This is a genomic window from Acinetobacter sp. V89_7 (assembly GCF_029967895.1).
Lineage (GTDB): Bacteria > Pseudomonadota > Gammaproteobacteria > Pseudomonadales > Moraxellaceae > Acinetobacter > Acinetobacter soli.
This window is the reverse complement of record NZ_JASCAJ010000029.1, coordinates 1-20,745: the sequence shown is the minus strand read 5'-3', so window position 1 is coordinate 20,745 and position 20,745 is coordinate 1. Positions and strand designations below refer to the sequence as shown.

General features: G+C 44.1%; 23 protein-coding genes. 16 read left to right on the top strand and 7 right to left on the bottom strand.

Features of this window, described 5'->3' with window-relative positions:
* Positions 1-8: 8 nt before the first annotated feature.
* The 3 genes from QLG00_RS09515 (at position 9) to QLG00_RS09505 (ending at position 3,387) form a co-directional block, all read left to right on the top strand.
* Complete coding sequence (locus tag QLG00_RS09515; RefSeq protein WP_282470868.1) at positions 9-2,144, top strand: 3-hydroxyacyl-CoA dehydrogenase NAD-binding domain-containing protein; 2,136 nt, start codon at positions 9-11, stop codon at positions 2,142-2,144.
* Between the two features lie 141 nt (positions 2,145-2,285).
* Positions 2,286-2,516 carry a hypothetical protein gene (locus QLG00_RS09510; RefSeq protein ID WP_004941230.1) on the top strand — a complete coding sequence of 77 codons (231 nt, stop codon included), beginning with the start codon at positions 2,286-2,288 and terminating at the stop codon, positions 2,514-2,516.
* Positions 2,517-2,532: 16 nt separating this feature from the next.
* A complete protein-coding gene (locus QLG00_RS09505) occupies positions 2,533-3,387 on the top strand; it encodes a patatin family protein (protein WP_282470867.1) in 855 nt (284 codons plus the stop codon).
* Between the two features lie 148 nt (positions 3,388-3,535).
* Here QLG00_RS09505 and QLG00_RS09500 read toward each other — a convergent pair whose 3' ends face one another.
* Together QLG00_RS09500 and QLG00_RS09495 are read right to left on the bottom strand one after the other, a co-directional pair.
* Positions 3,536-3,985 carry a GNAT family N-acetyltransferase gene (locus tag QLG00_RS09500; protein WP_282470866.1) on the bottom strand — a complete coding sequence of 150 codons (450 nt, stop codon included), beginning with the start codon at positions 3,983-3,985 and terminating at the stop codon, positions 3,536-3,538.
* Positions 3,986-5,209: an SAM-dependent methyltransferase gene (locus tag QLG00_RS09495; RefSeq protein ID WP_048765838.1), complete on the bottom strand. Its 1,224-nt coding sequence runs from the start codon at positions 5,207-5,209 to the stop codon at positions 3,986-3,988.
* Positions 5,210-5,311: 102 nt separating this feature from the next.
* Between QLG00_RS09495 and QLG00_RS09490 the strand changes: the two genes are divergently transcribed.
* From QLG00_RS09490 to QLG00_RS09480, 3 genes are all read left to right on the top strand, one after another.
* A complete protein-coding gene (locus QLG00_RS09490; protein WP_111812991.1) occupies positions 5,312-5,953 on the top strand; it encodes a hemolysin III family protein in 642 nt (213 codons plus the stop codon).
* A 143-nt stretch (positions 5,954-6,096) separates the two neighbouring features.
* Entirely contained in the window at positions 6,097-7,407 is a 1,311-nt protein-coding gene (locus QLG00_RS09485; RefSeq protein ID WP_055414740.1) for an MFS transporter, read from the top strand.
* A gap of 122 nt (positions 7,408-7,529) precedes the next feature.
* A complete protein-coding gene (locus tag QLG00_RS09480; RefSeq protein ID WP_151796476.1) occupies positions 7,530-8,306 on the top strand; it encodes a hypothetical protein in 777 nt (258 codons plus the stop codon).
* Between the two features lie 18 nt (positions 8,307-8,324).
* Here the strand turns inward: QLG00_RS09480 and QLG00_RS09475 are convergent, their stop codons facing one another.
* Complete coding sequence (locus QLG00_RS09475) at positions 8,325-9,335, bottom strand: metallophosphoesterase (protein WP_025094412.1); 1,011 nt, start codon at positions 9,333-9,335, stop codon at positions 8,325-8,327.
* Between the two features lie 150 nt (positions 9,336-9,485).
* Between QLG00_RS09475 and QLG00_RS09470 the strand changes: the two genes are divergently transcribed.
* Positions 9,486-11,075 (top strand): phospholipase D family protein, encoded by a 1,590-nt coding sequence (locus QLG00_RS09470; RefSeq protein WP_282470865.1) that lies wholly within the window; start codon positions 9,486-9,488, stop codon positions 11,073-11,075.
* Here QLG00_RS09470 and QLG00_RS09465 read toward each other — a convergent pair.
* The gene (locus QLG00_RS09465; protein WP_025094414.1) at positions 11,068-11,886 is read right to left on the bottom strand and encodes a lysophospholipid acyltransferase family protein; all 819 of its coding nucleotides are present in this window, start codon (positions 11,884-11,886) and stop codon (positions 11,068-11,070) included. The two genes, QLG00_RS09470 and QLG00_RS09465, sit on opposite strands and share 8 nt — an antisense overlap.
* A gap of 162 nt (positions 11,887-12,048) precedes the next feature.
* On the opposite strand from QLG00_RS09465, the gene QLG00_RS09460 reads away from it, so the two are divergent.
* From QLG00_RS09460 to QLG00_RS09445, 4 genes are all read left to right on the top strand, one after another.
* On the top strand, positions 12,049-12,183 hold the full coding sequence (locus QLG00_RS09460) for a hypothetical protein (RefSeq protein WP_004941256.1): 135 nt from the start codon (positions 12,049-12,051) through the stop codon (positions 12,181-12,183).
* Positions 12,184-12,279: 96 nt separating this feature from the next.
* Positions 12,280-13,611, top strand: coding sequence for a ribosome rescue GTPase HflX (gene hflX / locus QLG00_RS09455; RefSeq protein ID WP_119026103.1), 1,332 nt, complete (start codon positions 12,280-12,282; stop codon positions 13,609-13,611).
* Positions 13,612-13,654: 43 nt separating this feature from the next.
* The gene (locus QLG00_RS09450; protein ID WP_004941262.1) at positions 13,655-14,026 is read left to right on the top strand and encodes a hypothetical protein; all 372 of its coding nucleotides are present in this window, start codon (positions 13,655-13,657) and stop codon (positions 14,024-14,026) included.
* Between the two features lie 15 nt (positions 14,027-14,041).
* The gene (locus QLG00_RS09445; RefSeq protein ID WP_004941264.1) at positions 14,042-14,713 is read left to right on the top strand and encodes an LrgB family protein; all 672 of its coding nucleotides are present in this window, start codon (positions 14,042-14,044) and stop codon (positions 14,711-14,713) included.
* 57 nt (positions 14,714-14,770) lie between these two features.
* Here the strand turns inward: QLG00_RS09445 and QLG00_RS09440 are convergent, their stop codons facing one another.
* Genes QLG00_RS09440 through pdxA form a run of 3 tightly spaced genes read right to left on the bottom strand, consistent with a single transcriptional unit; the run spans position 14,771 to position 17,425 of the window.
* Positions 14,771-15,619 carry a symmetrical bis(5'-nucleosyl)-tetraphosphatase gene (locus QLG00_RS09440; protein ID WP_282470864.1) on the bottom strand — a complete coding sequence of 283 codons (849 nt, stop codon included), beginning with the start codon at positions 15,617-15,619 and terminating at the stop codon, positions 14,771-14,773.
* 2 nt (positions 15,620-15,621) lie between these two features.
* Entirely contained in the window at positions 15,622-16,434 is an 813-nt protein-coding gene (gene rsmA / locus QLG00_RS09435; RefSeq protein ID WP_125268730.1) for a 16S rRNA (adenine(1518)-N(6)/adenine(1519)-N(6))-dimethyltransferase RsmA, read from the bottom strand.
* 22 nt (positions 16,435-16,456) lie between these two features.
* Positions 16,457-17,425 carry a 4-hydroxythreonine-4-phosphate dehydrogenase PdxA gene (gene pdxA, locus QLG00_RS09430; RefSeq protein WP_151746523.1) on the bottom strand — a complete coding sequence of 323 codons (969 nt, stop codon included), beginning with the start codon at positions 17,423-17,425 and terminating at the stop codon, positions 16,457-16,459.
* A gap of 302 nt (positions 17,426-17,727) precedes the next feature.
* Between pdxA and rplM the strand changes: the two genes are divergently transcribed.
* From rplM to QLG00_RS09405, 5 genes are all read left to right on the top strand, one after another.
* Positions 17,728-18,156 carry a 50S ribosomal protein L13 gene (gene rplM, locus QLG00_RS09425; RefSeq protein ID WP_002117832.1) on the top strand — a complete coding sequence of 143 codons (429 nt, stop codon included), beginning with the start codon at positions 17,728-17,730 and terminating at the stop codon, positions 18,154-18,156.
* Positions 18,157-18,168: 12 nt separating this feature from the next.
* A complete protein-coding gene (gene rpsI, locus QLG00_RS09420) occupies positions 18,169-18,555 on the top strand; it encodes a 30S ribosomal protein S9 (protein ID WP_002048725.1) in 387 nt (128 codons plus the stop codon).
* Between the two features lie 195 nt (positions 18,556-18,750).
* On the top strand, positions 18,751-19,401 hold the full coding sequence (locus tag QLG00_RS09415; RefSeq protein ID WP_004941276.1) for a glutathione S-transferase C-terminal domain-containing protein: 651 nt from the start codon (positions 18,751-18,753) through the stop codon (positions 19,399-19,401).
* Positions 19,402-19,412: 11 nt separating this feature from the next.
* Positions 19,413-19,847, top strand: a complete 435-nt coding sequence (locus QLG00_RS09410) for a ClpXP protease specificity-enhancing factor (protein ID WP_282470863.1) — start codon at positions 19,413-19,415, stop codon at positions 19,845-19,847.
* Between the two features lie 18 nt (positions 19,848-19,865).
* Positions 19,866-20,522 (top strand): hypothetical protein, encoded by a 657-nt coding sequence (locus QLG00_RS09405; protein ID WP_212515052.1) that lies wholly within the window; start codon positions 19,866-19,868, stop codon positions 20,520-20,522.
* Positions 20,523-20,745 lie beyond the last annotated feature (223 nt).

Genomic DNA, 20,745 nt, shown 5'->3' with positions numbered 1-20,745 from the left:
AGAATCTCATGAGCGCAATTCACTACGAAAAAAATGCAGATCAGATTGTGATTCTCACACTCGATTCTACAGGGCAATCTGCCAACACCATGAATGCAGAATTTCGTGATTCACTCGATGAAATCACTCAAAAGCTCAAAGCCGAAACGGATCTGAAAGGCATCATCTTTCGCTCGGCCAAGAAAACCTTTTTTGCTGGCGGTGATCTAGACGAACTGATTCAGGTTCAGCCCGAACAGGCCAGCGACTTTTTTCAAATGATTGAAGCACTGAAAGCGAATTTACGCACCATTGAAACGCTAGGCGTGCCCGTTGTAGCGGCGTTAAATGGCACCGCACTCGGCGGCGGCTGGGAAATAGCACTCGGCTGTCACTACCGAATTGCGCTCAGCGACCCAAAAACCAAATTTGGTTTGCCTGAAGTGACCTTGGGTTTACTTCCCGGTGGTGGAGGGATTGTTCGCATGGTGAGGCTGTTGGGCTTACAAACTGCATTTCCTTACTTGATGGAAGGCAAACAATTTGGTGTCGAGCAAGCAAAATCTCTTGGCCTCGTACACGATACTGCTGAAAATGAATCAGCGCTGTTAGAAAAAGCCATGACGTGGGTCAAAGCCAACACGAAAAGTCAGCAACCGTTTGATGTAAAAGGCTACAAGATTCCCGGCGGAGACCCCAAAACCCCTGCTGTGGCTCAGATCTTAGCGATTGCCCCTGCCATGCTCCGTGACAAAACCAAGGGATGCTATCCAGCACCGGAAGCGATTATGGCAGCAGCAGTTGAAGGTGCTCAGGTCGATGTCGATACCGCCCTTCGCATTGAGTCACGCTACTTCACTCAACTGGCCACCGGGCAAATATCCAAAAACATGATTGGTACTTTCTGGCATGGGTTAAATGCCATCAAATCTGGTGCAAGTCGGCCCGCAGACATCGCCAAGTGGCAGGCCAAAAAAGTAGGCGTCTTAGGTGCAGGCATGATGGGAGCCGGCATTGCATACGCTACAGCCACAAAAGGCATTGCTGTTGTCCTTAAAGACATCTCTCTTGAAAATGCTGAAAAAGGCAAAGCTTACTCGCACAAGCTTTTAGATAAGCGCGTTCAACAAGGACGCCTGACCGCAGAAAAACGCGATCAGATTCTTGCCTTAATTGTGCCAACCGCAACTGTGGCAGATTTACACGACTGTGATCTGATCATTGAAGCAGTCTTTGAAAACCAAACACTTAAGGCACAAGTGACTCAAGAGGCAGAACCTTATTTGGCTCAAGAGGGTATCTTTGCATCGAACACCTCTACACTGCCAATTAGTGGCTTGGCCCAAGCCAGTCAAGATCCAGAAAAATTTATCGGCCTACATTTTTTTAGCCCGGTCGATAAAATGCAATTGGTCGAAATTATCAAAGGCCAACGCACATCTGCTGAAACGCTGGCCAAAGCCTACGATTTTGTCCAGCAGATTGGTAAAATTCCAATTGTGGTCAACGACAGTCGTGGCTTTTTTACCAGTCGGGTTTTTGGCACATTTATCAATGAAGGAATGCGTTTACTGGCCGAGGGCGTACATCCAGCACAGATTGAAATGGCAGCCCTCAAAGCTGGTATGCCTGTTGGCCCGCTGGCCATACAAGACGAAGTATCACTTACGCTGACAGAGCACATTACCCAAGAAACCCGTCGTGCCTTGCAAGCAGAAGGAAAAACCTTACCTGAATCTCCAGTCGATGGTCTGATTCATTGCATGATTCATGAGCTTGACCGCAAAGGTAAGGCGGCCGGTGCAGGATTTTATGAATATCCTGAAAATGATAAAAAGTTTTTGTGGCCGGGACTTTCCCGCTGGCAAAAACCGCATTCCCTTTCTGAACAAGACATGATTGATCGTTTCTTGTTTGTTCAGGCACTCGACACCTTACGTTGCTACGAAGAAGGCGTCCTTGAATCGGTGATCGATGCCAATGTGGGGTCAATTTTTGGTATTGGCTTTGCTGCATGGACAGGCGGTGCTATTCAGTTTTTAAATCAGCACGGAACCGCACAGGCTTTAGAGCGTGCGCAACAATTAGAGGCGCATTATGGAGCACGCTTCACACCACCTGCGCTGTTGAAAGAAAAAGCGGCTACCAATCAGCCCATTCAGTAATGATCGGTTATGCGCAGTACGCCTTGTCTGTATAGACAAGGCGTACTTGTATGGCTGAAGTATGATGATTTAACACAGTTCACATCAGCAAAATATGCTATAACGCTGTTTTCATTATGCTCTGCATGTGGACGGCTAAGTATGAACCGAACAAATCATTCTAATGATGCGGAATCTACCGGATTAGGCTGGAAATTCGTCATGATTGTGGGAGTAATTACCACCATTTTTTTCACTTTTTTATATTTCGCCATGAGCAGCGAACCCGATTACATGCCTAGTCAGCAACGCCAAAAGCACGATACTTCCCATGCGTCAGTTGCGCCTGTTGCACCCCAAAACACCCATGCGCCCGCTTCGCAACAACCCTAATTTTTGAGTTTTTATTGTGTCTACTCCCCAACGTCAAGCACTTATCGTTGAAGGCGGCGGTATGCGCGGTGCCTTTACCGCAGGTGTACTCGATGCCTTTTTAGAAAAACAGTTTAATCCCTTTGATCTGTATGTCGGGGTGTCATCAGGCTCGACCAATCTGGCCAACTATTTGGCTGGTCAACACGGTCGCACGCTTCAGTTTTATATCGATCATTCTTTGCGTCCAGAATTTATCAGCTATAAACGCTTTTTAAAGGGCGGCGATTTAATCGATCTTGAATGGATGTGGCAGGTGGGTGAAGCAGAACGCCCACTCGATCAGCAGGCACTCTTTGCCCAAAATCCCGACTTTTATATGGTGCTGACGCATGCACGAAGTGGTCGTGCCGAATATCTACGTGCAGGAAAGGACAATCTGCTCAGCGCCCTTCGTGCCTCAAGTACCATTCCTGTGCTCACCCGACAGCCTGTCGACATTATGGGTGAACCGTATTTTGATGGCGGTGTGGCCGATGCCCTACCAGTTCAATGGGCCGCGCAACAACACGATGTCAATGCACTCATGGTGATTCGTACACGGCCGCAACATTATGCCAAAACCAGCAGTAAGGGCGATCAGTTCTTGGCCAAGTACATGCTCAAACACCACCATGGTTTTGCCTCAAGTCTCCAAGCGCGCTGTTTACGCTATAACGACTCAGTGAACTTTTTACGTCAGCCAAATGAGCAGCGTATTTTGGAGGTGTGTGTTCCCGACAAAAAAGGCTTGGCCAGTCGACTCTGTAAAGATCGTAAAAAACTCGAATATACTTATCGGGTGGGTCAAGAAACTGGCTACGCCGCCATGGAAGCATGGCAATCGCTTTAATAAAGGGATGGCTTAACTCGATTGAGATCAGATCAATTCGTTCTGATCTTTCCAAAGTACTAACCGACTAACCGATTGGACAATAGATCATGGATGCTTAATTCCTGATTTCTCCAAAGAATCATCACACCCAAGCGCTACTTAATGTCTATGTAGTTAAAGATAAAAACATCTCAATATGTTCGATTCCGCAATCGTCATAGGTTTCACCGCGTTGAATGAAGCCCAAACGTGTGTAAAAACCTGTTGCATAGACTTGCGCAGAAAGTTTTAAATCAGGCAAATCGTGCTGCCTTGCATAATCAATCATGGCCCGCATAAGCTGCTGTCCAATCTTCATACTGCGATACGCTTTTAAAACCGCCACGCGCCCAATACTACGATTTGGAAGCAAGCGCGCTGTGGCAATTGGCTGACCATCGTGATACATCACAAAATGTTGCGAAACCTGATCTTGATCATCCCATTCCTCTTGTTCAGGAATGTGTTGCTCCTCAATAAATACCAGTGTCCGAACATATTTGGCATCCTGTTTGAGGCTGCGCCAATCTCCGATTTGAAGATCAAGTTGCAAGTTTGATGTAACGTTTTCAGTCATTTAACATTTACATCCTACATTTTCAATCGCGATCTGATCGTTTAATAGCAATTCTAAGGTTTGTTTCTCTATACCATACATCTGTTTTAATGCCTGAATCTGTTCCAAGATGTGTGCATCTGGCTGTTCATTCTGTTCACGCTTGGTGGCCAAAATCATTTTGTTTTTACTGGTATGCTCAAGTGAAACAAATTCAAAGACCTTAACGTCATAGCCATGCGCCTTGAGCAACAAGGCACGTAAGGTATCGGTGAGCATTTCGGCCTGCTGACCCGCATGGATACCAAATTGCAGCATCGGCTTAAGCACTTTCGGGCTTTGTAATTGCGGTCGGATTTCCTTATGACAGCAAGGTGCGCACATGATCATCGAGGCATTGAGCCGAATACCGGTATGAATGGCAAAATCTGTGGCAATGTCACAGGCATGCAGCGCGATCATGACATCTAAGCGTTCAGGTTGATAGGTTCGTACATCACCTTCAAAAAAATCAAGATGATCAAATCCTGATTTTAGTGCAAGCTGTTCACAAAACTCGACCAAAGCCGAACGTAACTCAACGCCTGTAATCTGTGGCTGAGTCTGGGTTTGCTGTTGTAAATAATCATATAAAGCAAACGTTAGATAGCCCTTGCCTGAACCAAAATCGACAATTTTGATGGTGTTGTCTTTCAGCGAAATTTGCTCATAGGCATGAGAAAAAATTTCAATAAATTTATTAATCTGTTTCCATTTTCTGGCCATCGCCGGAATGATTTTGCCATGACTGTCACTAATACCGAGCCCCTGTAAAAACGGTGCACTGGCATCGATATAACGCTGTTTTTCTCGATTATGCTGTAGTGTCGTGGCAGGTTGAGTACGGTTTGGCTGACGCTGTTGTACGGTGAGCATGGCTTTCTTTTTATTTTTTTTCAGTTGTGCATCTAAGCGCGAGCTAAACAGATTCGCCTGCTTACACGCTGCCAAATAAGATTCGATACAATCAAGTGCTTCATCTAGCGGGTAGTTTTTGGTCACATCTTTGGTGGTGTAATGGTAAAGCACATTGAGTTTAACTTGTTGTTGCAATTCCACAACACGACACGTAATTTTTTCCAGCTCAGGCTCATCACCTTTATACTGACTCAAGATCAAACGATCAAATTCTTGATTTTCAATCGATTCTTGAATGAGTTCAAGGAACTGTTGTTGCGATGATATTTCGGAAGCCTGAACGGACATAATCAAAAACCTTGTGTGTTAAGCAACATAGTTTAAATCGACTTACTTTAAAAACAAAATTGAATTACTATACAAGTGTATTTTTAATAGAAAGAATAATGAATGGCTCAATCTCCTGTGCAAGATTACGATCCGCTTGAAGAACAGCTCAATGCATGGAGTCATGCACTCGGTGCAGGCCTCGCGGTGATCGGAGCAATTTTTTTACTGATCAAAGGTAGCAGCTTACCCTTAGCGCAATGGATCGGGCTGCTGGTCTATGCCTTAAGCTTGGTGTTGCTGTTTAGTAGCTCCACGCTGTATCACTTTGCTAAAACCCAAGAAAAACGTCATTGGTACAAAAAACTCGATCATACAGCCATTTATTACCTGATCGCGGGCACTTACACTCCCTTTTTGAGTATTGCGATTCCAACAGCCAAAGCCACCTATCTTCTAATTGCACTTTGGATCATTGCCTTGATCGGTACTTTGTTTAAGCTGGTGTTTATTCATCGTTTTCAAAAGATCTCGCTGGCAGCCTATTTGGTGATGGGCTGGCTGGCTGTACTGGTCGTCGATGATATGCGCGAGTTTCTTGGTTCAGATGCCTTGAATTTACTGATTTTTGGTGGCGCGGCTTATACGATTGGAGCATTGTTTTATGCCTTAAAAAAGGTAAGATATACCCATGCCATCTGGCATCTTTTTGTACTGTTAGGTGCAGGATCACACTTCTTTGCGATCTACTGGTACGTGATTTAGCCGATAAAGCCTGAAATTTCAGTGACCCTGATTTCTTGCGTTATCAGCAGCAAACTGTCGCTACTTTTTTAAGAAATTATCGCTTTTTTAAAAAATTACGCTTCCAAAAAAACGAATTTATTTTAAGAAGTGTAAGGTTATTTATGTCGTCAACCACAACTACAGCAAATCCTGAAATTGCCACAAATTCTAAAACTCGCGTTTTATTCGCCAGTCTTGTGGGCACCACCATCGAATTTTTTGATTTCTATATTTACGCCACCGCCGCGGTGATCATTTTTCCGCATTTGTTTTTTCCAGCAAGTAGTGGCAGTGCAGCCATCGTGCAGTCGCTGGCCACCTTTGCAATTGCCTTTATTGCCCGCCCAATCGGTGCGGCTTTGTTCGGTCATTTGGGCGACCGAATTGGACGTAAGGCAACGCTCGTGGCTGCACTCTTAACGATGGGGATTTCTACGGTCTGTATCGGCCTGCTGCCAACCTATACCCAAATTGGGATTGTGGCACCGTTATTGCTGGCACTGTGTCGTTTAGGCCAAGGGCTGGGTTTAGGTGGTGAGTGGAGTGGCGCAGTCTTACTGGCAACCGAAAATGCACCAGAAGGCAAGCGGGCATGGTATGGCATGTTCCCGCAGCTTGGCGCACCAATCGGCTTTATTCTGGCCACCGGCTCATTTTTGGCCTTGGGTGCCTTTATGTCGGACGCTGCTTTTATGCAGTGGGGCTGGCGTATTCCCTTTATTGCCAGTGCAGTCTTGGTGCTTGTGGGTTTGTATATTCGTTTGAAACTACACGAAACACCCGCATTCCAAAAAGTGCTCGACAAGCAAAAAGAAGTCAACATTCCATTTAAAGAAGTGATTACCAAACATTTCTCTAAGCTGGTTTTAGGTACTATTGCAGCCATTTGTACCTTTGTGGTGTTTTACTTAACCACCGTATTTGCTTTGAATTGGGGCACCAATAAACTTGGCTATGCACGAGGCGAATTTTTAGAGCTTCAACTGATTGCAACACTTTGCTTTGCTGCGTTTATTCCAATTTCTGCTGTTATGGCCGAAAAATTTGGCCGTAAAAAAACATCGGTTGGCATTTGTTTGGCAGCAGCAGTGTTTGGTCTATTGTTTGCGCCGTTGCTTGAATCGGGCAGTACTTTTTTTGTGTTCCTGTTTTTGTGCATAGGTCTTTCAATTATGGGGCTGACCTACGGGCCGATTGGTACAGTATTGTCAGAATTATTCCCAACATCCGTTCGTTATACCGGTTCTGCCCTCACCTTTAACCTTGCAGGTATCTTTGGTGCATCGTTTGCGCCACTCATTGCAACAAAACTTGCAGAAGGTTATGGCTTACAGGCAGTTGGTTGGTATATGTCTGCCGCTTCTTTGCTGTCTCTGCTTGCCTTTTTACTGATTCGTGAAACCAAAGACCAAGATGTCAATAATCAGATTTAAGTGTTTATCGTTCTAAGAAACCAGCTTAGGCTGGTTTTTTTATACCGCTACAAAAAGCCACTGTTTTCCCAAATGATTCTTTTAAACAATAAGATCAACGCATCAATAATGATCAGAATAATATGCAAACCCTTACTCCAAAACAACGCCAAGATGTTTCAAAGTTGATCCAGCACGGCCAGAAAGTTGCTGCCGTGAAATACATAGTGGATCACACACACTGCTCCTTGCAGCAAGCAAAAATGCTGGCAGATCAAATCGAGCAGCAGCCTGAAATTTTATTCTCTTCGCCCTCAACAACAACATCCCGTATCGCCTTGGACTCTAGGCTCAATGAAACCCAGTTAGATGAACTGATCGGACTCATTGAAAACGGCGACAAGATCAAAGCCATCAAATATCTGGTTGATCACGGTGGTTACTCCTTGCAAGATGCCAAACAAGCAGTGGATCTGATCGAACAAGATCCAGATCATACAGATACGTGGCTAGAGTCAGATTTTCCACCATCATCTTCACCGTTAAGCTATGAAAGAATACAGGTCGACTATGCTAAACGCACCATGCATGTTATTGATTCAAATGGTCAAAAACAGCGGATTGATGAACAGCACCCTCATTGGAATCAAATCATGCAGCAATTTTATAGGCGCACCTACCCGAGTCTAGATGCATGTTTTATTGATTTGATCAAACGTCGAAATGAGGTGGAAGGTTCATCTTCTTCGTTAGAAAGCAACAATACCAGTCGTCATCCCAATACATTCGCATCTCAACCTGTCATGCCCAATCAGATGCATGGCATTGAAGATCAGACCAAGAAAAAAGACATGTCTAAGCTTGTTTTGCTATTTTGCATTGGACTGATTATTATCGCCATTCTGTTCTGGATCACTTAATTGAGGAGTGTTTAGTCATTAAATTAACTCAATCATATCGATGGTTGGAGGTACCCGAAAACGAAACGGAATCCCCACCATCCCGGTGCCAACTGTCACAAAAACATCGGCATGTTCGTGTGTATATAGGCCCTTTTTGTGGCCTAAAATCGAAACTTTTTTCATAATGTAGCTGGTAACCCAAGGCAATTCAATTTGACCGCCGTGGGTATGCCCAGAAAGCATTAAAGGACGTGTAGGCAAGGCTGGCACCATATCGACGGTATCCGGATTATGCGAAAGAATTAACCACGGTTTATCCTGTGGCAAATCAGGCATGGCACGCATATCGGTTTTGCCGGCCCATAAATCACCGATCCCAATCAAACGAAACTCGTCAAAATCGATAATTTTTCCTTCAATATCTATCACATTATTACTTTCAAGCGCATTTTTCAGTAATTGCTGAATCGGAGGACCAGGATACTGTTCATCATGATTGCCCGGTACCGAATAAACGGGTGCCTGAATTTCACTGAGTATTTTCAGCTCCTCTACCAATGTGTTTTCAGGTTCGTAAGTCCAGTCGCCAGCGACCACCACCAAGTCTGGCTGTAACTGATTGAGCTTTTTCACCAGTGTACGCAGCTGACGTTCATGCCCAGAAAATAGTCCAATATGCAAATCGGCAATCAGTGCCACCTTAACGGGTGTATGAAAAGGTTGCTCGGGATTAAGACGATATTGATGGTGATGTACATGAATAAAATGCGGCTCGATAAAACGGGCGTAAATCAACACAAGGCTCAAGACACATATAAAAATTGCCTGCTGAGAACTGTAGTATCCAGTCCATCCCGCGTAAGCACTAAACAGTGCCAAGGGATATAAGAGATAAGACAGATAAAACACCAATAAATGAACGAATGCTTTAAAGGGATGAATGGTCTCGGTACGTGATTGACTCAACCAAGCCTGTGCAATGGCCCAAACTGCTAACAGCACAAAACATATATAGAAGTAAAAAATGATTGAACTAGAATTCGACATACCTGCTCTCAAAGGAAATAAGATCGTGCTCAGACATCTTTATTTCATTTATTTATCTTTAGATATGGAATAATTATACTCTAGCCCAGATTTTTGTTTGTACGTATTATGGCGAAATCATCTAAAACTCCTGTACAAGGTTTCAAATCCATGACACACGGTTACGCAATACCGCGTGCTATGGTTGCCTGCGCCTTCATTGGTGTGGTTGGAGTGAGTGGATGTAGCACACTGCCCAAACCAGGCCCAGAAGTGGCTCAGTATGCCAATCAAGTAGATACGTCAGACACCACACTCTCAAAAATTATTACGCCGCTTAAGCAGCAGAATCCAGATCTGACAGGCTATCATGTACTGTACGAGCCCTTAGAGGCATTGGCTGCGCGCTTAAGGCTCATTGACAAGGCTGAAAAGTCTCTCGATCTACAATACTATATTTGGGATAACGATAAAATTGGTGCACTGGCGCTACATGCCTTAATTCGTGCTGCCGATCGTGGCGTCAAAGTACGCTTACTCATTGATGATAACAATGCTAAAAAAATGGAAGGCGTATTACTGGCGCTGTCGCAGCACCAAAATATCAACGTAAAACTGTTTAATCCCTACCGCTTTCGTCAATACCGCGCCATGGATATGGTGCTAGATTTAAAGCGTATCAATCGACGCATGCATAACAAGAGCTTTATCGCCGATAATCAGGTGGCACTGATTGGCGGGCGCAACATGACCAATCAGTATTATAACGTGAGCGACAACTACCAGTTTTCTGATGTCGACGTATTGCTCGTAGGCGCTGCCGTGGATGATATTGTCTCGTCGTTTGACGAATACTGGAACGATAAATACGCCTACTCGGTACAAAATATTGTCAACTCAGATCAGCACCGTTTACGCTATCCAGATTTAAAGCAGCAACTCGATCAGTACTTTAGCAAGGTCAGTGTACAAAACTATCTGGATCTCACGACTCGTTCGCATGCTTTTGACCAGTGGCTCAACAACAATATCCAGTTAGACTGGGTTAAAGCGACTGTTGTGAAAGACTCTCCAGATAAAATTCGGGCCAAGGCCAAGAAAGAACAGCATCTCAACTTTCAATTGATCAAGAACATTGAAAAGCCGCAAGAAAATTTAGATTTGATTTCGGCGTACTTTGTACCTGAAAAAGAAGGCGCCAAGCGTTTGACCAACCTGGCCAATGAAGGCATCAAAATTCGGGTACTGACCAATTCATTTAAAGCCAATGATGTGCCCGTAGTGCATGCTTTTTATGCCAAGTACCGTCAGCAGCTATTAGAAAACGGCGTGCAATTATACGAGTTTTTGCCATCGCTTGAAAAAGAAGACATGGACAAATACACCGATGAATTGGTGAAGAAGGCCAAAGTCAGCATGAAAGGTTTGAGCCGCTCAAGCCTGCACGCCAAATTGATGGAAGTCGATCAAAAACAGGTGTTTATTGGCTCATTTAATTTTGATCCACGCTCATCGTACTTAAACACTGAAATTGGTGTTGTACTCAATAGCCCGCCACTGGCACAAGCAGTACATCAAACCATGGATCAGCAACTGACCAAATATGCATATAAATTGGTGCTCGATGCCAACCATAAAATCAATTGGTATCGCCAAACTCCGACGGGTACCAAGGTATATACCAAGGAACCGCGTATGAAATGGTGGCAAAAGGCAGGGGTTAAGCTGGTCTCTTGGTTACCGATCGAAGGCTTTATGTAGTCAGTGGCGTCTGCTTCAATGTTAGCCGATGTAATTCTTCAAGGCCTTCGTGCATTTTGTGCTGAACTTCATCGGTCAGGCTTTTAAGTGTATGCCCTTCTACTGAAATGGCAGGCAGTGCCATCAAATGTGCTACGACTTTTGGCATTTCCAATACACGTTTCACATGTTCAACAAAAGACATATCACCAATAAATGGTGCCACCGTATCGAGCTCGCCGTGCTGATTAACATAGCAAATCAGGCAAATCTGTACTGGCTTTTGTGCTTCAAGTGCAGCACCTAATATACGGCCATGCACGCGTTTAATGGTTTTACCATCGGTGGTGGTTGCCTCGGGAAAAAACAGCACCGGAATATCTTTTTTCAAAAATGCGCTAATTTGCTCGCGAATTCGAATCGAATCTCCCGAACCACGTTTGATAAACAAAGTGCCACCGCCTTTGGCGAGTTGACCGAGTATCGGCCACTTTTCCACTTCTGCTTTAGACAGAAAAAAGACGCGCGCACCAGAGCCCAAGACTGCAATATCTAGCCACGAGATATGATTACTGACCCATAAGGCCGGCTCACGCGGGATTTCACCATGCACGCGCACATCGAGATTAAAGACCTTACACAAGCGCCGACAAAAATATTGCACATAGCGTGTATTGGCAGGATCATTTGGATGCTTGTACAAACCATGGCGGTATACCAGATAAAATCCTTCTCCAACAACGCCCAAACCCAGCGCAAATTTTTTGCTATATAACGCTAGGCGAGTCAGTGGGTTTAATGATGATTGTGTGTCAGCAGTGTGTTCTGTCATAAAGATCATGATGCATTCAGGTTGGGTACATTCTATACCGATCTGGTAAATTTTGTATTGATGATAAAAACCGAACGTCAGCATAAATAAATTCAATTTCAATTCTTTTTAGCAATTAACTATTATATTTTTATCGATAATTAAGATTACAAGGAGAGCAATATGAATACTCTTCAACAGCAACAGCATCACCACAACACTCATGCTGGCCCAATCTTACAGATGATTGCTGGATGGACCATTTTATATGCGGGTGCGATTATTTTAGCGGTAAAAGCATTTCATAGCCTGATTTAAATGCTCTGTTTAAAAGGCCTAAATGCGATTTCATTCGCCACATCTCAAGGATTATTCTAGAATAGTCCTTTTCCATTTACATGAGTTAAAGCGCCTGTGGAATCTGTGGAGCTGCATCAAAAAGAACGCGTCATCTTGGTCAGTGTGAGCGTCAATATCCTCGACGATCTCGATGCCGATGAGTTTGCGTTACTCGCATCGTCTGCAGGTGCAGAACAACTAGATCATGTTTTTGCGCAGCGCGTCAAACCCGATCCAAAGCTGTTTATTGGCTCCGGAAAAGCCGAAGAGATTGCCGAGCGAGTACACGAGCTAGAGGCCAATCTGGTGATTTTTGATCACGCGCTCACGCCTGCGCAAGAACGAAATTTAGAAAAAATCATGAAATGCCGAGTGATCGATCGCACTGGGCTGATTTTAGATATTTTTGCACAGCGTGCACGTACGCATGAAGGTAAGCTGCAAGTTGAATTGGCTCAGCTTAAACATCTCTCGACCCGTTTAGTACGTGGCTGGTCTGCTGGTTTTGAACAACAAAAAGGTGGTATCGGCTTACGTGGTCCCGGCGAAACGCAGCTCGAAACAGACCGTCGCCTGATCCGTATTCGAATTACCCAGCTCAAAGACAAACTGGAAAAAGTACAGCAAACACGGTTGCAAGGCCGTGCCGCGCGTCAAAAAGCAGCCATTCCGACGGTCTCTTTGGTGGGCTACACCAATGCGGGCAAATCTACCCTGTTTAATCATTTGGCCAGTAGCGACGTATATGCAGCCGATCAATTATTTGCCACGCTCGATCCGACGCTCCGACGGTTAGATTGGGATGGAATCGGTACCGTAGTGTTGGCAGATACCGTGGGCTTTGTGCGGAATTTGCAGCACGATCTGATTGAATCCTTCAAAGCCACACTTGAAGAAACTTTAGAGGCAACGCTATTGCTGCATGTGATCGATAGTAGCAGCCCTGACATGCTCGAACAAATTGAAGCCGTTGAAGGTGTACTCAAAGAAATAGGTGCACAGTCTCCTGTGTTACGTGTTTATAATAAAATTGATGTCAGCGGTGAGGAACCTAAACTGATTTATGCGCGTCCGCATGAGCCAGAGCGGGTTTATGTCTCTGCGCATTCCGGTCAAGGCATCGATTTACTACACAATGCAGTCAAAGAATGCCTGATGGGTCAACATCAGATGTTTGAGCTTACACTCAAACCCACGCATGGCAAGTTACGAACGCAACTGTACAATCTGAATGTGATTCGATCGGAAGCCTTCGATGACGAAGGACATTTACATTTACAGGTCATGATTGCTCCGCAAAAACTCGAACAGTTGATTCGCCAAGCGCATATTTCACTAGACGATGTGCTGGGTGAACAGGCAACGCGCTTCAAACGACCACTCGAAGAGTTTGAAATCAAACGCTAGATCGGTTAAAACTTGGGTTATTAAGACAAAAAAGAACAGTGACATGGATTGGGTAAAACAGATTGACTGGCTGGCATGGTTCGGCACGCTCGGCTTAATTATCTTGTTTCGAGAAGGCTCGGTATGGGGAATGGGACATTTCGGTCATCCCGAGCTAGGCAATTTAGTGGGACTAATCGGGCTACTTGCTGTTTTACTGATCTGGCGTAAATTCAAAAAAGTACCTCCGCGGCTGGTCGATACCAACAATAAAATTATGAAAGAAAGCGGATTCGCTTTTTTACCCATCTGTGCCGGCTCTCTCATGATGCTGGTCCACATGGGCAGTGAAATTCCGTTATTTTTAGCTGTGTTAGTCGTCAGTACATTATTACCGCTCTGGGTTTATGCCAAAATGGCTAAACATTGGCTGTAAGGAGATCGTCAATACATGTTCACCATTCTTTACGGCTTTATCATTACCTTGATTGCCTATGTATGTGCCAAGCCCTTAAATAAGCGCGTACCTCAAATTCCGGTCTTGGTATTTGGAATGTTTATTGTGGTTGCATTATTGGCATTGGTTGGACTGCCCTATGAGCAATATATGAACAGCGTAAACGGACTATTTAGTCATTTGCTTGGCTATGTCACCGTTGCATTGGCCATCCCGTTGGCGGCCATGCGCTACGATGATCTGCCACTCAAATCACTGATCGGTATTTTATGCTTTGCCAGCTTTAGTGCTGTAGCCCTGCCTGTGAGTCTGGCTTATTTACTACATATGTCGCATCCGACGATTTTGGCCTTTATGACCCGTGCCGTAACGACACCGATTGCACTGAACATTGCGACGCTTCTACATGCACCACTGACACTGGTTACCTTAATTGTGATTTTATCGGGGGTGATTGGAGCTGCTTTCTCGCCATGGATTTTAAAACATATTCATGATGAACGTGCTTCTGGGCTGGCACTTGGTCTTGCAGCACATGCCATTGGCACCGCTCAAGCATGGCAGCGAGGCCCTGTTGCTGGGCGCTATGCCGCTTTTGGCATGGCACTCAATGGCGTATTTACTGCCCTTTGGTTACCAACCTTGGTCCTCTCGCTACAGTCTTAAATACATTCATCTTAACTATATTAATGACCGCAGTGATTACTGCGGTTCAATACTTGATTACCAATCTTCTGCAAGCGGGTTTTGAACGCTAAAAGCCCGTTGATCTTCCAATCGGTATGCGATGAGTCGACGCCCCCATACACAGCCACCATCTACGTTTTGAATACGTTCGTTAATGGTCATGCCTTGCAAGGCCGCCCAATGACCAAAAAAGATCTGGTGTGTATGTGCCGCTGGACAGTCAAAATCAAACCACGGCAAAAAGCCTTTTGGCATAGGTTCTGTCAGTTCATCTTTAAAACTAAATTCCAGACGCCCATGCACATCGGTCAAACGCATACGGGTTAAGTAGTTGGTAATCGCACGCAGTCTGTCCATACCTGTCAATTGATCTGACCATAATGTAGGCGCTTCACCATACATTTCAGATAAAAAGGCATCGAGTTGAGTCAGATCATCATGTCCGATATAGGTTTCCAGTTCACATGCAAGGTCAAATGCCTGTTCAGCCGTCCAGATACACGGAATTCCAGCATGGGTAATCACTGTCTGCCGATCGGGAAACAGACACAGTGGCTGGCGACGTAACCAATCTATGAGCTCATCGCCATCAATCGCATCAAGCACTTGCTGGGTATTGTCTCTGGCTTTTACTTTTTTGTGTCCACGAGCGCAGGCAATCAAGGTTAAATCATGATTTCCCAAAACCGTTTCGGCACATCCACGCTCGGCCAGTTTCTTAACAAAACGCAGTACACCGACTGAGTTTTCCCCACGCGCTACCAAGTCGCCTGCAAACCAAAGTTTATCTAAATCTGGGTCAAATTGAATTTCTTTGAGCAATGCTTTGAGCGCTTCAAAGCATCCCTGAACATCACCAATCACATAGTTGTAGCGCGTGGTCATACTTACGACACCATTTGATCAGACAATGCCACAAATTGTGCCAGCGTTAAAGTTTCCGGGCGTGCCATCGGATCGATACCCGCCTTATCAAAAGCGTCGTCTGCAAGCATACCCTTCAGGCTATTTCGCAAGGTTTTACGACGCTGCGTAAACACATGAGAAACCAGACGAGACAATGCTTTTTCATCTTTGGCCACAATCGGTTTTTCTTTATACGGCACTAAACGAAATACCGCACTGGTGACTTTTGGAGGTGGGTTAAATGCGCCAGCAGGCACTTCAAATAAAAACGTAGGCTGACAGAAATACTGAATCATGACCGATAAACGACCATATTCTTTGGTATTAGGCTCAGCAGTGATACGATCAACGACTTCTTTTTGTAGCATAAAATGCATATCTTTGACTTTGTCGCCGAATTCCAACAGATGAAACAACAAAGGCGTCGAGATGTTATACGGCAAGTTACCCACCACACGAAGTGGACGTTCTTGCGTCGCTAACTGACTAAAATCATATTTGAGTGCATCGGCTTCAACGATTGTTAAGCGTTCTGGATGTGGAACACGCTCAGGCAAGCCTGCCGCCAAGTCGCGGTCAAGTTCGACTACTGTCAAAGCGTCACACTCACCGATCAAAGGTGAAGTCAGTGCTGCCAGACCAGGCCCAATCTCGACAACATTATCACCTGGGCGCGGATTGACTGAACGGACGATTTTTGCAATAACCCGTTGGTCATGTAAGAAGTTCTGACCAAAACGTTTCCGAGCTTTATGCCCTTCTTCTTTGGGGTTTAGGGCATTAATTTGATACATAAAGACTTCCAACGTAATTCGATTATTGACGTGCCAGCGCCAAAGCCAGCTCAACCGCCACATGTAAACTTGTACTTTTTGCCAATCCGGTTCCGGCCAGAGACAGCGCGGTTCCATGATCAACCGATGTGCGAATAAAAGGCAAACCGAGTGTAATGTTCACTGCTTCACCAAAGCCTTGTGATTTTAACACAGGCAATCCCTGATCGTGATACATCGCCAGCACGGCATCTGCATCTTTTAAATGTTCGGGTGTAAATAAAGTATCGGCAGGCAGACTCAAACTTAAATCGATCCCTCGATCTCGGTAGGCTTGTAAAACCGGATTGATAATTTCAATCTCTTCACGGCCTAAATAGCCATCTTCGCCCGCATGAGGGTTCAAACCACAGACTAAAATTCGTGGTGTGGCAATTTTAAATTTACGACGAAGATCGTGCAGCAAGATATCAATCACCTGAATCAAGCGCGTTTGAGTAATGGCATCGGGAACATCTCGTAAAGCCAGATGTGTAGTCGCCAGCGCAACACGCAAACTATGCGTTGCCAGCATCATGACCACGCGTGGAACCCCTGCCATTTCTTGATAAAACTCAGTATGACCACTAAATGCAATTCCAGCATCGTTAATGACCGATTTTTGTACGGGAGCTGTTGCAACGCCGACACTCTTTTGCTCGATTGCGTAGTGGGCTGAGCGCGTCAATTGTTCAATCACATACGCTGCATTAGCAGAGTCAAGCTGTCCGGCTTGAACAGGTTTAAATAACGGAACATGTTCCACATAAAGCTGTCCAGACATCGCAGCATCAGGCTGACCTGTATAATCTAGTAACTCAACCTCATATCCGAGCTGTGTTGCGCGAGATTGTAATAGCGATCGATCTGCCAAGACCACAACAGGTCGTTCAAACCGATGGCGACTCAAACTCAAGCAAATATCTGGGCCAATGCCTGCCGGCTCTCCTGAGGTTACATATAAGGGCATCATGGTATTTATCCTCCGCTAAGCTCTGAGTATACCTATGGATACCTCAGACAACACAGCCATTTGAGTGGATTTGTATTAAATATCAATGCATGGCTGTGTAATTAAAAAAATGAAAGCGAAAGATTACATCAACATCACTTTTCTTAAACTGCCATTTGATCAATTTTGTATGCAAACAGTCTGAAATTCTCGGTTTTGGCGAACTTTTTGATTGTGATTCCACCCAAATTCATATAGAATTTGCACTCCTTTTGTTTGGACAGATTCCATAGTCCAAACCAACTATAATAGGTAGTGGTTTAATGAAAACTCTCAGCGCTAAGCCAGCTGAAGTTCAACACGACTGGTATGTTGTTGATGCTTCTGGCAAAACTTTAGGTCGCCTTGCGACTGAAATCGCTCGTCGTTTACGCGGTAAGCATAAAACTTCTTATACTCCTCACGTTGACACTGGCGATTACATCGTTGTGATTAATGCTGAACAAGTTCAAGTGACTGGTAAAAAATCACTTGATAAGAAATACTATCGCCATACTGGTTTCCCTGGTGGTATCCGTGAGACTAACTTCGAAAAGTTAATCGCTCACAAGCCTGAAGCTGTTCTTGAAAAAGCAGTTAAAGGCATGTTACCAAAAGGTCCTCTTGGTTATGCAATGATCAAAAAAATGAAAGTGTACGCTGGTACTGAGCATCCGCATGCTGCTCAACAGCCACAAGTTTTGGACATCTAAGGGATACAGCACATGGCTACTAATTATGGTACAGGTCGCCGTAAGACCGCAACTGCACGTGTTTTCTTGTCAGCTGGTACAGGCAAACTCGTTATTAACAACCGTACTTTAGAGCAATATTTCGGTCGTGAAACTGCTCGTATGGTTGTTCGTCAACCTTTAGAACTTTTAGAAGTTACTGAAAAGTTTGACCTTTACATCACTGTTAAAGGTGGTGGTATTGGTGGTCAAGCTGGCGCGATCCGTCACGGTATTACTCGTGCGCTTATCGCTGCTGACGAAACTTTAAAACCTGTTCTACGTCAAGCTGGTTTCGTTACTCGTGATGCTCGTGAAGTTGAACGTAAGAAACTTGGTTTACGTAAAGCTCGTAAACGTCCTCAATTCTCTAAACGTTAATTCGTTTACGAATTGGACAAAAAACCTCGGATTTCCGAGGTTTTTTTATGATTATTTGCAGCATCCATCATTACAGTTTGGGTTAAAATAATGAAGGCTTTATGCTATAAAATAAATAACTAATACGCGTGCCATTATCTTTTTAGACCCAAGTTTAGTATCCTACAACCTTTAGAATTTTTAGTATCTTAAGCTATGCCAGTTGAAAATCCATCTGTCCAAGGAATCACATTGTACAGTCATGCAGATGATTTCAGGTCACACTGGATCCGCTTCTTATTGGCCGAGAAACAAATCAAATATCATCCGGTTTTCGTTGATTATGAAGATGAAGATCTGGCCAGTCTAAACCCCTACAACCAACTGCCAATGCTGCTAGAAAATAACTTAAAGTTGTTTTCAGCTTCGATTATTGCAGAATACATCGACGATCGATATCGTCAAAACAAGCTCTATGCCGATTCTCCAGCGGCACGGGCAGAACAAAGACAATATATCTGGCGTTTTGAAAATGACTGGTTTAAGCTCGCAGACATCATGCTACGCCATTCAGATACATTGCAGCCTGAACAACAGCAGAAGGCACAAAAAGAATTACGCAATACGCTGCTATCGCTAGTGCCACTCTTTCAACATTTCCCCTACTTTATGTCTGAAACATTTAGCATTCTTGATTGCATGCTTGCCCCAATGTTTATACGCTTATCTCTCATGGGGGTAGAGCTGCCTAAAACCAGCAGTCGCCCGATTACGTTGTATTGTAATCGTGTTTTTAGTCGTCCTGCTTTTGTTAAATCGATGACTGCGCAGGAAAAAAGTCGTTATAGTAATTTAATTAACCTATAGATGAGTACACAATGTCTGAAACTGAAATACCGTTAAGTCCAACTCGCCCATATATGGCTCGTGCAATTTATGAATGGATCTGCGATAACCAGCTGACACCCTATCTTTTGGTCGATGCGACACAGCCTTACACCTCTGTTCCAGAACAATTCATTCAAGATGGACAAATCGTATTAAATATTGCACCACATGCCGTGCATCAGTTTCAGATGACCAATGATGCCATCACCTTTTCGGCACGTTTTGGTGGCGTTTCACGTGACATCTATGTACCGATCTACGCGATCGTTGGCATATATGCACGTGAAAATGGACAAGGACTTTTCTTTGATCCTAGTGAATATTCAAATATCCAGATGCCAGAAAATGCTCTAGAATCGGAAGAGCAAGAAAAAACTGAACCTGAAACAAGCAAGAAGAAACCAAATTTAAGACTTTTAGATTAGATCATCACGGAGTGTAAGATGGCGTTTGATTTAGTGCATTATTTTGCTGAACAAAGTTTGCTTCAATCCCCAAATTTACTTAATGGCAGTACAGTTCAAACGCGTCAACAACAAGTTTTTGAATTGAACGCATTGGTACTGGGTAAGCTAATTCAATTGTGGCGCAAGGATAGTGACAAGCTCTATACTGAAATACAGGATCAAAACCCGCTTTATATTCAAGAGATTGCAAGGCATCTTACAACATCTCCTAAAAACCAATCGACATTGTCTAAACAACAGCTTGAAAGTAGTCTCAGCGAAATTCTAGCATTACAGCTTTCAGAGCTTAAACAGTTAGAGCAAACGGGTCATTTAGGTAAAACAGGCTTAAATGAGCTGATGATCGGACAAATTGACCATCTTTCTGGGCAAGCCGATGATTGGGTTTGGTCAACAAACCAACTAACAGAATTGATAGGCTCTAAACCTAGTATTGAAGAAGATGTATCATTAGACGAAACAATGAAGGAATTCAATCAAATGGTTCATACTGCTCACCACGACACGGACAGACATGATGTAAACGAAGTCGTGCATGATGTTGTGCCAACGTGGTCAAAAATCGTAGCACCACTTGTTGCTTTAGCTGTTTTAATCTTTCTTTATGTGCAATATGGACATTTGGTGGGTTAAATTTGCTGTTAAAATTTAAGTGTTAAAAAAGGGCAGATGCCCTTTTTTTATGTCTTATTGAATGTGGAATTGATTGATTTCTTGTTTTATTTTTCTATTTCTATTCTATTTTCCTTTCATTTAGGCATAAAAAAGCCCCCTTAACGTATGTTAAGGGGGCTTTCGTATTTAAAAGCTGGCGATGACTTACTCTCACATGGCTAACGCCACACTACCATCAGCG